Below are 13913 nucleotides of genomic sequence, written 5' to 3'. Positions count from 1 at the left end.
GTGGGACGTTGGCGGTGGCGAGTGCGGAGGAGCGCAGGGATCCGCGGGCGTTGGCGGAGATGGTCGGCCGGTGTGGGGTGGGCGTGGCCAGCGTGGTGCCGTCACTGCTCAGGGTGCTGGACCCGGATGCGGTGCCGGGCATCGGCAATTGGGTGTTGGGTGCGGAGCGGTTGAGTGTGGAGTTGGCCGGGCGGTGGTCGGTGGGTGCGCGGGTGTGGAACACCTACGGGCCGACCGAGGCGACCGTCATCACCACGGCCACCGCCATGCCTCTCGATCCCGCGCTGGGTACGGCACCACCGATAGGCCGCCCGTTGCCCAACGTCCGCGTTTACGTGCTCGATCAGTTTCTCAAGCCGGTGCCGGTGGGCGTCGCGGGTGAGGTGTATATCGCGGGTGCCGGGCTGGCTCGGGGGTATGTCGGTCGTCCGGGCCTGTCCGCTGAGCGTTTCGTCGCGTGCCCCTTTGTTGCTCCGGGTGGCCGGATGTATCGCAGTGGCGACTTGGCGAAGTGGACCGCTGAGGGTGATCTGGTCTTCGCGGGGCGGGTCGATGAGCAGGTGAAGGTGCGTGGTTTCCGTGTCGAGCCCGGTGAGATCGAGGCGGTGGTGGCCGCCTGCGAGGGGGTGGGCCAGGTCGCGGTGGTGGTCCGCGAGGACGGGCGGCCGGGGGACAGGCAACTGGTGGCGTACGTCGTCCCCGACCGGGAGCTGGACGTGGCCGTCGTGCGGGAGTTCGCGGCGGACCGGCTGCCGGAGTACATGGTCCCATCGGTCGTCGTGCTGGACGCGCTGCCGCTGACGGTCAACGGCAAGCTGGACCGCGCCGCGCTCCCCGCCCCCGACACCTCCGAGGTGGCACCGGGCCGGGCGGCGGAGACACCAGTCGAAGAGACCCTTTGTGGGCTCTTCGCCGAGGTGCTTGGTCTGGATGAGGTCAGTGCGGATGCGTCGTTCTTCGAGCTCGGCGGTGACTCGATCATGTCGATGTTGCTGGTGTCGAGGGCGCGCAAGGCCGGTCTGGCGGTGAGCGCCCGGCAGGTGTTCGAGCGGCGCACTCCCGCGGAGCTGGCCGTGGTGACCCGTGATGTGGCCACTGCCGATGGGGTGGCGGATAGCGGCGAATCGGGTACCGGCGAGGTGCCGTTGACCCCGGTGATGCACGAGCTGCTGGGCCGGGCGGGAGCAGAGCGGATACGCGGGGTGTTCCAGTCGACCGTGGTGATGGTTCCGGCGGGGATGCGGCTGGAGACGCTGACCGGTGCCGTTCAGGCGGTGGTCGATCATCACGACATTCTGCGGGCCCGGCTGGACACCGAGCCCGAGCCTCGCCTCCTCGTTCCCCCGGCCGTATCCGCGGCCCCGTGGGTGCGTCGGGTCGATGCGCGTGCGGCCGGGGGTGATCTGGAGCGTCTGATCGGCGAGCAGTCGCGTGCCGCAGCGGATCGGCTCGATCCGCGGGCGGGTGTGATGCTGCAGGTGGTCTGGTTCGACCTCGGACCGGACACCCCCGGACGGCTGCTGCTCACCGTCCACCACCTCGCCGTGGACACCCTCTCCCTCCGCATCCTCGTCCCGGACCTCACCCAGGCGTACGCGGACCTGGCCGCCACCCGTGACGTCGTGCTGGAGCCGGTGCCCACCTCCTTCCGGCACTGGGCCCGCGCCCTGCGGACCGAAGCCACCGGCCAGCCGCGGCTCGCCGAACTCCCCGCCTGGACCCGGCTGCTGCGCGGCTCCGACGCGCCACTCGGCGGGCGCCCCCTGGACCCGGCGCGGGACGTGGGCGCCACGCTGCGCCGGGTTTCCGTGACGGCCTCAGCCGAGCTCACCGCCACCCTGCTGACGGCCGTACCGGCCGCCTTCCACGCGGGGATCGACGATGTGTTGCTCACCGCCCTGGCCTCGGCTGTCGCGGAGTGGCGGCGGCAGCGCGGACAGCACGCTGAGGGCGGTGTCCTCGTGGACGTGGAAGGCCATGGCCGGATGTCCAGCGGTCTCGATCTGGCCCGTACGGTGGGCTGGTGCACCAGCGCGTACCCCGCGCGGCTCGACCCCGGGACGGTGGACTTCGCCGGGCTGCGCGGTGGCGGGCCGGTGGCGGGACGGGCCGTCAAGCACATCAAGGAACAGCTCCGCGCCGTCCCGGGCGATGGCCTCGGCCATGGTCTGCTCCGCCATCTCAACGCCGAGACCGCGTCCGCGCTCGCCGCGCTGCCCACCGCCCAGATCGGCTTCACCTACCTGGGCCGCTTCGCCGATGTGCCAGCCGTGGGAACAGCCGCTGGGGCAGCCGACAGGACAGCCGCCGTGACAGCCGTCGGGCCAGCCATTGGTTCGGCCGCCGGAACACCGGCGCAGACGGCTGCCACCTGGTCCGCCGCCCCCGAAGGCGGGCTCGGTGGCGGAGTGGGCGACGAGGTCCCGCTGGCTCATGCCCTGGAGGCCGTCGGCCTGGTCCGCGACCTGCCGGACGGCCCCCTGCTCACAATGACCCTCGCCTGGCCCCGGCACCTCCACCACACCGACGACATGCGGCGACTCGTCGATGGCTGGCTGGCGATGCTCACCGGCCTCGCCACCCACACCACCGGCTCCGGCGGCGGCCACACCCCGTCGGACTTCTCACTCATCACGCTCGACCAGAGCCAGATCGACGCGCTTGAAGCGGAACTCGCGGACAAGGGGGGAGCACGATGACTCAGATGCGAGTCCAGGACGTCTGGCCGCTGTCGCCGCTGCAGGAGGGCCTGCTCTTCCACGCGGTGTACGACGAGCGGGGCATCGACGTCTATGTCGAGCAGCTTGTGCTGGACCTGGCGGGCAAGCTGGACCCCGTGGTGCTGCGCGGTGCGTGGCAGGCGCTGCTCGACCGCCACGAGAGCCTGCGCGCGGGTTTTCGGCAACTGGCCGGGGTCGCGCAGCCGGTGCAGGTCATCGCCCGGGCCGTGGAGCTGCCGTGGCGGGAGGTGGATCTGTCCGGGCTCGACGCGGATGCCGCCTGGGCGGAGTCGGAGCGGTTGGGGGTCGAGGAGCGGGAGCGGGGTTTCGATCTGGCGGTGCCGCCGTTGCTGAAGGTGCTGTTGGTCAGGGTCGGGCCGGATGAGTACCGGATGATGGTGACGCTGCATCACATCCTGTTGGACGGCTGGTCGCTGCCGGTGCTGATGCGGGAGTTGTGGACGTGTTACGAGGCCGGGGGCAGCGCCCGTGGTCTGCCGCCCGTCACTCCGTACCGTGACTACCTCGCCTGGCTCGCCCGCCAGAACAAGGACGCCGCGCGGGAGGCGTGGCGGCAGGAGCTGACGGGCGCGGACGAGCCGACCCTGGTGGCACCGGGCGGGCAGGCCACTGCCCCGGTCGCCTCCGGCAAGGCGGCCACCGACGCCGGGGCGGAACTCGCCGGCCGACTGCGGGACCTCGCCCGCCGGAGCGGTCTGACCCTGAACACCGTGATCCAGGCCGCCTGGGCCGTGGTGCTCGGTCGGCTCACCGGCCGCCGTGATGTGGTGTTCGGCGCGACGGTGGCGGGGCGCCCCGCCGACCTCCCCGGTATGGAGAGCATGCTGGGGCTCTTCATCAACACGCTGCCCGTACGGGTGCGCCTGGACCCGGCGCGTACGGTCGCCCAACTGCTCACGCGGCTGCAGGAACGGCAGTCGGCGCTGCTCGACCACCAGCATCTGAGCCTCACCGAGATCCAGCGGCAGACCGGGCCCGGCGCCACCTTCGACACCATCATGGCGTTCGAGAACCACCCCATCGGCGCTCAGGACTCCACGGTGGTGTCCGCTGGTCCGCGGATCACCGGCACGGCGATGCGCGAGACCACCAACTATCCGCTGTCGCTGGGCGTCCACCCGACGGAGCGGCTGCGGCTGCGACTGGACTACCGTCCCGACCTCTTCGACCCCGAGACGGCCCAGGGGCTCCTTGACCGCCTGGTGCGGGTGCTGGGGCAGATGGCGGCCGATCCGGAGACGTTGGTCGGTCGACTGGATGTGCTGGGGGAGGCGGAGTGGTCGCGGGTGGTGGCGGAGTGGAATGCCACCGGGACCACACTGCCCGGCGGTTCGATCGTGGAGCGCATCGAGGCGCGCGCTGCGGCGGCGTCGGATGTGGTGGCGGTGCGGTGTGGTGATGAGGCGCTGTCGTACGGGGAGTTGGATCGGCGGGCGAATCGGTTGGCGTGGTTGTTGCATGGCGTTGGTGTGGGTCGTGAGTCGCGGGTCGCGCTGTGTTTGGGGCGGTCGGTGGACATGGTGGTGGCGGAGTTGGCGGTGTGGAAGGTGGGTGGGGCGTTCGTTCCGCTGGATCCGGAGTATCCGGCGGACCGGTTGGGGTTTGTGATCGCGGACAGTGGCGCGGAAGTGGTCTTGGGCACGGTCGATTGCCTTGATGGTGTCTCGGTCGGTGTTGCGCGTGTTGTGCGTATGGAGGAGGCGAGCGGCTTCTCGGCGGAGCCGCTGGGGGCGGTGATCGCGCCGGAGCAGTTGGCGTATGTGATTTATACGTCGGGTTCGACGGGGCGGCCGAAGGGTGTGGCCGTCGCTCACGGTGGGGTGGTGAATCTGGCCGAGGCGATGCGTCCGGTGTTGGGGATGGACGCGGGCGTGGTGGCGTTGCAGTTCGCGTCGTTCAGCTTTGACGCCGCCGTCCTCGATGTCACCGTCACCCTCGCCGCCGGTGGCACCTTGGCCGTCGCCACCACCGCCGAGCGCAACGATCCGCGGGCGTTGGCGGAGATGGTTGGCCGTTGTGGGGTGCGGGTGGCGAGTGTGGTGCCGTCACTGCTCAGGGTGTTGGATCCGGATGCGGTGCCGGGCATCGGCAATTGGGTGTTGGGTGCGGAGCGGTTGAGTGCGGAGTTGGCCGGGCGGTGGTCGGTGGGTGCGCGGGTGTGGAACACCTACGGGCCGACCGAGGCGACCGTCATCACCACGGCCACCGCCACTCCGCTGGCTGCGGGGCTGGAGGAGGCGCCGCCGATAGGCCGCCCGCTCCCCAACGCCCGTGTCTATGTGCTCGATCAGTTTCTCAAGCCGGTTCCCGTGGGCGTCGTCGGTGAGGTGTATATCGCGGGTGCCGGGCTGGCCCGGGGCTATGTCGGTCGCCCGGGCCTGTCCGCTGAGCGTTTCGTCGCGTGCCCGTTCGTTGCTCCGGGTGGCCGGATGTATCGCAGTGGCGACCTGGCGAAGTGGACCGCTGAGGGTGATCTGGTCTTCGCGGGGCGGATCGATGAGCAGGTCAAGGTGCGTGGCTTCCGCGTCGAGCCCGGTGAGATCGAGGCCGTCCTCAGCGGCCACCCTGCCGTGGCGCAGGCCGCCGTGGTCGTCCGCGAGGACCGGCCTGGGGACCGGCGCCTCGTGGCGTATGTGGTCCCCGACGGGGAGCTGGACGTGGCGGCGGTACGCGCGTTCGCCGCCGACCGGTTGCCGGAGTACATGGTCCCGGCGGTCATGGCGCTGGACGCGCTGCCGCTGACGGTCAACGGCAAGCTGGACCGCGCCGCCCTCCCCGCCCCCGACGCCGCGGGCGCCCCCGGGGGCCGCGCGCCCGCGACCCCCACCGAGGAGATTCTGTGCGGGCTCTTCGCCGAAGTCCTCGGGCTGGACCAGGTGGGCGCCGATACATCCTTCTTCGAACTCGGCGGCGACTCCCTCCTCGCCATGCGGCTCATCGCCCGCATTCGCCCCGTCCTCGACAGTGAACTGCGCATCGCCGACCTGTTCGCCACCCCGACCGTCGCCGAGACCGCACGCCGGATCGACGCCGAGCACGGCGACGCGCGGCCACCGCTGGGGCCGCAGCCGCGCCCCCAGCACCCCGAGCCCTTGCCGCTGTCGTACGGACAGCAGCGGATGTGGTTCCTCAACCGGCTCGCGACCGCCACCGGCCAGGGCCCAGGGGGCGCCGAACGGGTCGGGCGGGCCGAAGGGGCGGAGGCCGCCGGTGACGCCGGGGCCGCCAGTGGCGTTTACAACATGCCCCTCGCCCTACGTCTCTCCGGCCACCTCGACACCGGCGCCCTGGAAACCGCCCTCGCCGATGTCGCCGACCGCCACGAGAGCCTGCGTACGGTGTTCCCGGAGACCGACGGCGTACCGCGGCAGCGGGTGCTGGACGGCCCCGCGGCGCATCCGCCCCTCGTGGTCGTCGACCTCCCCGCGGACCAGGTCGAGGCGGAGCTGAGCGAGCACGCCGGGCGCGGCTTCGAGCTCAGCGCCGAACTGCCGTGGCGGGCACGGCTGTTGGTCACCGGCCCCACCGAATACGTGTTGCTCATCGTGGCCCATCACATCGCCGCCGACGGCTGGTCGATGGGCGTCCTCGCGCGGGACCTCAGCACGGCCTACGCCGCCCGTCGGCAGGGCCGGGCGCCGGTGTGGGAGCCGCTGCCGGTGCAGTACGCCGACTTCGCACTCTGGCAGCGGCGGCTGCTGGGGGAGCGGGACGACGCGAACAGCCTGCTGAGCGATCAGCTCGCCTACTGGCGCGGCGCCCTCGCCGACGCGCCGCACGAGCTGGCGCTTCCGGCCGACCGGCCGCGTCCGGCGGTGTCGTCGTACGCGGGCGGCCTGGTCCCCGTACGGATCGACGCCCGCACCCACGCCCGCCTCGTCGGGCTGGCGCAGCGCGGCGGGGCCACGGTGTTCATGGTGGTGCACGCTGCGCTGGCGGCGCTCCTCGCCCGGATGGGCGCGGGTACGGACATCCCCATCGGCACCGCCACGGCGGGTCGTGGCGACGCCGCGCTTGACGGGCTGACCGGCTTCTTCGTCAACACGCTCGTACTGCGTACCGACCTGAGCGGCGACCCCGTCTTCACCGAGCTGCTGGCCCGGGTGCGGGAGACCGACCTGGCCGCGTACGCCCACCAGGACGTGCCCTTCGAACATCTTGTCGAGGACCTCGCGCCCTCGCGCTCGCTGTCCCGCAACCCCCTGTTCCAGGTGATGCTGTCGCTGCGGAACGTCCCGCCCGCGCGGTGGGACCTGCCTGGCCTCCAGGCCCGGCCCACGCCTCCCGGCTCCCTCGCCGCCCGCTTCGATCTGTCCGTCGACCTGTCCGAACACCGCGACGAGTACGGCAGCCCGGCCGGAATCGGCGGCGATGTCTTCTACGCCACCGAGCTGTTCGACGAGGCCACCGTCCAGGGCCTGGCCCGGCGGCTGGCGGCGGTGCTGGAGCAGATCGCCACCGATCCCACCGTGCCCCTCAGCCGACTGCGGATCCTCGACCCGGCCGAGCGGCGCACCGTCGTCCAGGAGTGGAACCACACGGCTCGGAGCGTGCCTGAGGGCACACTGGCCGCGCTGTTCGAGGCACAGGTGCGACGGACCCCCGACGCACTGGCCGTCGTCGGGGTCGAACACGGCCTGACGTACGCGCAGTTGGAGGAGCGCGGCAACCGGCTGGCACACGAGCTGATCGCCCGTGGCATCGGCCCCGAGGACCTGGTCGGCGTGGCCATGGAGCGGTCCGTCGAGCTGATGGTCGTGCTGCTGGCCGTGGTCAAGGCGGGCGCGGGCTATCTGCCGGTAGACCCGCGGTATCCGGCCCGGCGCATCGCGTTCATGCTGACCGACGCCCGGCCGAAGCTGCTGCTGTGCACCGGCGGGACCGAGGCCGTGCTGGGCACCGGCGGGACCGAGGCCGTGCTGGGCACCGGCGAAACAGAAGGCGTGCTGGGTGCCGACACGCCGCCCCGCCTGGTCCTCGACGCCCCTGACGTGACCGCCGCGCTGGCGACACGCCCGGCCACCGCCCCCGGCGACGCCGACCGCGTCCGGCCGCAGCGGCTGGGGCACCCCGCGTACGTCATCTACACCTCCGGCTCGACCGGCACCCCGAAGGGCGTCGTGGTCACCCACGGCGGAGTGGGCAGCCTGGCGGCGAGCCACATCACCCGGTTCGACTCCGGACCCGGCGCGCGCGTCCTGCAGTTCGCCTCGCCCAGCTTCGACGCCGCGTTCGCCGAATTCTGCACCGCCCTGCCCGCCGGGGCCACCCTCGTCATGGCGGACCGGGACATGCTGCCGCCGTACGGGTCGCTGGCCGACGTCGCCACCGAGTACGGCGTCACGCATCTGACCGCGCCGCCGTCCGTGCTCGCCGCCGCCGACGAGCTGCCCGCCACCGTGACCACCGTCGCCGCGGCGGGCGAGGTGTGCCCGCCCGCGCTGGTGGGGCGGCTTGCGTCCGGGCGGCGGATGCTCAACGCGTACGGCCCCACCGAGGCCACCGTCTGCGTCACCCTGAGCGATCCGCTCACCCCGGCCGACACCGACGCCCCCGTGCCGATCGGGCGGCCACTCGAGAACGGGCAGACGTACGTCCTTGACGGATTCCTGCAGCCCGTCCCCGCCGGTGTCACCGGTGAGCTCTACCTCGCTGGCCCCGGACTGGCCCGCGGCTATCTCGGCCGCTCGGCGCTGACCGCCGAGCGCTTCGTGGCCTGCCCGTTCGCCGCGACCGACGAACCCGGCGCCCCAGGCGGGCGGATGTACCGCACCGGAGACCTCGCCCAGTGGACCCCCGACGGCCAACTCGTCGTCGTCGGACGGGCCGACACCCAGATCAAGATCCGCGGCTTCCGGGTGGAACCCGGCGAGATCGAGGCCGTCCTCGCCACTCACCCGGCCGTCCGCACATCCGCCGTCGTGGTCCGCGAGGACCGCCCCGGGGACCGTCGGCTCGTCGCCTACGTCGTCCCCGGCGAGGACGCGGACACGGCCGGACTACGGGAGACCGCCGGACTACGGGGGACCGTCGGACTAGGGGAGACGGCCGCACTACGGGAGACGGCCGCGCTACGGGAGTACGTGGCCGAGCGGCTGCCCGACCATCTCGTCCCGGCCGCCGTGATGGCGCTCGACTCCCTCCCCGTCACGGTGAACGGCAAGCTCGACCGCGACGCCCTACCCGCCCCCGATTACACGGGACTGACCGGCCGCCACGCCCCCGCCACCCCCGTCGAAGAGGCGCTGTGCGGGCTGTTCGCCGACATCCTCGGCCTCGGCCACGTCGGCGTCGACGCGTCGTTCTTCGCGCTCGGCGGCGATTCGCTGCAGGCCATGCGGCTGATCGCCCGGATCCGCGCCGTCCTGGACACCGAGCTGAGCATCCGCCAGCTGTTCGCCGAGCCGACCGTCGCCGGGGTCGCCCGGCAGCTGACCGGCGGCGAGGGCGGTGTGCGCCTCGCGCTCACCCCACAACCCCGGCCGGAGGCCATACCGCTGTCGTTCGGACAGCGTCGGATGTGGTTCGTCAACCAGATGGAGGAGGCCCAAGAGGGCGGCGAGGCCGCGTACAACCTGCCGCTGCGTCACCGCGTCTCCGGCGATCTCAACCTGCCCGCGCTCGAAACCGCCCTGGGCGACCTCTCCGACCGGCACGAGAGCCTGCGCACGGTCTACCCCGCGACGGACGGTGTGCCTCGCCAGCACGTCCTCGCCCCCTCGGCCGGACGCCCGCGCATGGTCGTCCTGGACACCTCCGCCGACCGGGTCGAGCGGGTGCTGGCCGAACAGACCGAGGAGCGCTTCGACCTCAGTGCCGACCTCCCGTGGCGGATCCGGCTGCTTAGGACCGCTCCCGCCGAGTACGTCCTGCTGATCGTGGCGCATCACATCGCGGTGGACGGCTGGACGATGGACCTGCTGCTCAAGGACCTGGAAGTGGCGTACGCCGCCCGTCGGCAGGGCCGGGCGCCGGTGTGGGAGCCGCTGCCGGTGCAGTACGCCGACTACGCGCTCTGGCAGCGCCGTCTGCTCGGCGACCTGGACACCCCAGACAGCCTGATCAGCGCCCAAGTGGACCACTGGCGGCGGGCCTTGGCCGACGCGCCCCAGGAGCTGGCGCTTCCGGCCGACCGCTCCCGGCCCGCAGTGTCCTCGCACCGTGGCGGGGCGGCCGGGGTACGGATCGATGTGCCCACCCATGCCCGGCTCATGGAGCTCGCGCGACACGGCGACGCCACGATGTTCATGGTCGTCCACGCCGCACTGGCGCTGGTGCTGTCCCGGATCGGTGCGGGGAAGGACCTTCCGATCGGTACGGCGGTGGCGGGGCGTGGTGACGCGGCGCTGGACGGGCTGGCCGGCTTCTTCGTCAATACGCTGGTCCTGCGGACCGATGTGAGCGGTGACCCGACGTTCAGCGAGCTGCTGGCCCGGGTGCGGGAGACCGACCTGGCCGCGTACGCCCATCAGGACCTGCCCTTCGAGCACCTTGTCGAGGACCTCAACCCCACGCGCTCACTGGCCCGGCACCCGCTGTTCCAGGTGATGCTCTCCGTGCAGACGATGGCACGCCAGGTGTGGAAACTGCCGGGCGTCGAGGTGTGGCCGATGCCCCCCGGGGGCGCGTCGGCCCGCGTCGACCTGTCGCTGACCCTCGCCGAACACCGGGACGGCGAGGGCAACCCGGCGGGGATCGACGGCGATCTGCTGTATGCCACGGACCTCTTCGACGAGGCCACGGCGCATGCGATGGCGGAGCGGCTGGTGCGGGTGCTGGAGCAGGTCGCCTCGGATCCGGCGCGGCGGGTGAGCGAGGTCGAGGTGCTGGGGCGTGGCGAGCGGGCTCGGGTGGTGGCGGGGTGGAATGCCACGGAGCGGGTGGTGCCGGTGGGGCCGCTGGGCGAGTTGTTCGATGCCCGGGTGGCCGTCTCTCCGGATGCGGTGGCGGTGGTGGGTGCGGGGGGTCTGGAGTGGTCGTACGGGGAGTTGGGGGAGCGGTCGGATCGGGTGGCGGGTGTGTTGGCCGCGCGGGGTGTGGGGTGTGGTGATTTGGTTGCTGTGGTGTTGGAGCGGTCGGTGGATGTGGTGGCGGTGTTGTTGGGGGTGGTGAAGGCGGGTGCGGGGTTCGTTCCGGTGGATCCGGCGTATCCGGTGGAGCGGGTTGGGTGGATGGTCGAGGACGCCGGGCCTGCGCTGGTGGTGTGTTCTGAGGGGACGCGGGGGTTGGTTCCGGCTGGGGTCGAGTGCCTGGTGTGGAATCCGGCCGCGGAGGGTGTGTCGGCGCCGGTGGTGTCGGTGGGTCTGGATGATGTGGCGTATGTGATCTATACGTCGGGGTCGACGGGGCGGCCGAAGGGTGTGGTGGTGACCCATCGCGGTATCGGCAACCTGGCCGCCGCGCAGATCGAGCGGTTCGCGGTGGACGCCGGTGCGCGGGTGCTGCAACTGGCGTCACTGAGCTTCGACGCCGCGGTCTCCGAGATCTGCATGGCATTGCTCTCGGGCGCCGCGCTGGTGGTGGCGGACGCCGACAGACTGCCGCCGCAGGGGTCGTTGAGTGAGACGGTGGCCGCGTATGGGGTGACGCATGTGACGGTGCCGCCGTCGGTGTTGGCGGCGGTGGAGGAGTTGCCGGAGGGTCTGCGGACGTTGGTGGTGGCGGGTGAGGTGTGTGCTCCGGGGTTGGTGGAGCGGTGGGCGTCGGGGCGGCGGATGGTCAATGCGTACGGGCCGACGGAGGTCACGGTCTGCGCGACGATGAGCGCGCCGCTGCAGCCGTCACCGTCCGGGCCGGTACCCATCGGCGGGCCGATCGCCAACACCGCTGTCTACGTACTGGACGAGCAACTGCGCCCGGCCCCCGTGGGCGTGTTGGGCGAGCTGTATGTCGCGGGGCCGGGGCTCGCGCGTGGCTACCTCGGGCGTCCTGGGCTGACGGCGTCACGCTTCGTGGCCTGCCCGTTCACACAGGGGCGGATGTATCGCACGGGCGACCTCGCCAAGTGGACAGGGAACGGCCAACTCGTCTTCGGCGGGCGCGCGGACGACCAGGTGAAGGTGCGTGGCTTCCGCGTCGAGCCGGGTGAGATCGAGGCCGTTCTCGCCGGACACCGGAGCGTCGGCAACGTCGCCGTGGTCGTACGAGAGGACCGGCCCGGCGACAGACGACTCGTGGCCTACGTGGTTCCTGATGGAGGCGCGGACACCGCCGGGCTGCGGGAGTACGTGGCCGAGCGGCTGCCCGACCACATGGTTCCCGCCGCGGTCGTCGCCCTGGATGCCCTGCCGGTCACCGTCAACGGCAAGCTGGACCGCGCCGCCCTCCCCGCACCCGACTTCACCGACGCGGCCGAGGGGCGCGGCCCGGCCACACCCACCGAGGAGATCCTTAGCAGCCTCTACGGCGAGGTCCTTGGCCTGGAGTGGGTCGGCGCCGATGCCTCCTTCTTCGAACTGGGCGGCGACTCCCTGCTCGCCATGCGGCTCATCGCCCGCATCCGCGCGGTCCTCGACGCAGAGGTCAGCATCGGCGATCTGTTCGCCACCCCCACCGTCGCCGGTGTCGCCCAGCTGGTGGGCGAACTGGGCGGCGACTCCCGGGCACCACTGACGGCGCGACCGCGGCCCGAGGTGCTGCCGCTGTCGTTCGAGCAGCAGCGGATGTGGTTCCTCAACCGGCTCGAAACCACCGGCGAGGGCGCCGCGTACAACCTTCCCCTGGCCCTGCGGCTCTCCGGCGACCTCGACATCCCCGCGCTGGAGGCCGCACTCGGCGATGTCGCCGACCGGCATGAGAGCCTGCGCACGGTCTTCCCGGAAACCTCGGGCGCCCCCCGCCAGCAGGTCCTGCACGGCGCCGCGGGCCGACCCCCGCTGACGGTCGTGCACACCGCCGCGGATGAGGTTTCCGCGCAGCTCGCGGAGTATGCGAACCAGCCGTTTGACGTGCGCGACGAACTGCCCTGGCGGGTACGGCTCTTGGTGACCGGACCGGCCCAGTACGTCCTCATGGGCGCCGTTCACCACATCGCCGCCGACGGCTGGTCGATGGGGATCCTCGCGGGTGACATCGGTACCGCCTATGCGGCCCGGCGCGCGGGCCGACTGCCGGGGTGGGAGCCCCTGCCGGTGCAGTACGGGGACTACGCCCTGTGGCAGCGTGAGGTGCTTGGCGACCTCGGCGATCCGCGGAGTGTCATCAGCGGGCAGCTGGACTACTGGCGGCGGGCGCTCGCCGGTGCCCCGGAGGAGCTGGACCTGCCGACCGACCGGCCCCGACCCGCGGTGTCCTCCTTCACCGGCGGCGAAATGCCGTTCGCCGTGGACGCGGAGACCCACGCGCGGCTGGTGGAGCTCGCCCAGCGCGGCCGGGCGACGATGTTCATGGTGATGCACACGGCGCTGGCGGTTGTGCTGTCGCGGATGGGTGCGGGCACGGACATTCCCATCGGTACGGCGACGGCGGGCCGTGGCGACGCGGCGCTGGACGGGCTGGCCGGTTTCTTCATCAACACGCTGGTGCTGCGCACCGATCTGAGTGGCGACCCGTCGGTCAGCGAGCTGCTGGCCCGGGTGCGGGAGACCGATCTGGCCGCGTACGCGCATCAGGACGTGCCGTTCGAGCGGCTGGTCGAAGACCTCAACCCCGCCCGATCGCTGGGGCGGCACCCGCTGTTCCAGGTGTCGCTCACCATGCAGAACCTGCCGCAGGGCCGTCGGCCGTGGGAGCTGGCCGGGCTGGAGGTGAGCGGTCTCCCGGCCGCCTCTCCCGCGGCCCGGTTCGATCTGTCGGCGACGGTGGCCGAACGGCGCGACGAGGAGGGGGCCCCGACGGGTCTGATGGGCTCGCTGCTCTATGCGACGGATCTGTTTGATGAGGGCACGGTGGGGTTGTTGGCGGGGCGTTTGGTGCGGGTGTTGGAGGCGGTGGCGGTTGATCCTGGGGTGCGGGTCAGTGAGATTGATGTGTTGGGGGAGGGTGAGCGTTCGCGGGTGGTGGGGGAGTGGAATGCCACGGAGCGTTCGGTGTCCGGGGTGTCGTTGGTGGAGTTGTTCGCGGCCCGGGTGGCTGCCTGTCCGGATGCGGTGGCGGTGGTGGGTGCCGATGGCGAGGAGTGGTCGTACGCGGAGCTCGGGGAGCGTGCGGATCGGGTGGCGGGTGGTTTGGTGG

2 protein-coding genes are annotated in these 13913 nt (G+C 72.0%); both read left to right on the top strand.

What is annotated here, in order from left to right; genetic code table 11:
* Positions 1–2699, top strand: a 2699-nt coding sequence (locus VT50_RS35350; protein ID WP_143645317.1) for a condensation domain-containing protein, incomplete at its 5' end; no start/stop codon positions are given.
* The coding region (locus VT50_RS35345) for a non-ribosomal peptide synthetase (RefSeq protein WP_143645316.1) at positions 2696–13913 on the top strand (11218 nt) is incomplete at its 3' end. The genes VT50_RS35350 and VT50_RS35345, both read left to right, overlap by 4 nt.

The sequence above is a fragment of the Streptomyces antioxidans genome, assembly GCF_000968685.2.
Taxonomy (GTDB): domain Bacteria; phylum Actinomycetota; class Actinomycetes; order Streptomycetales; family Streptomycetaceae; genus Streptomyces; species Streptomyces antioxidans.
Note: the sequence above shows the minus strand (reverse complement) of the source record. Positions and strands in the feature narration are given on the sequence as shown.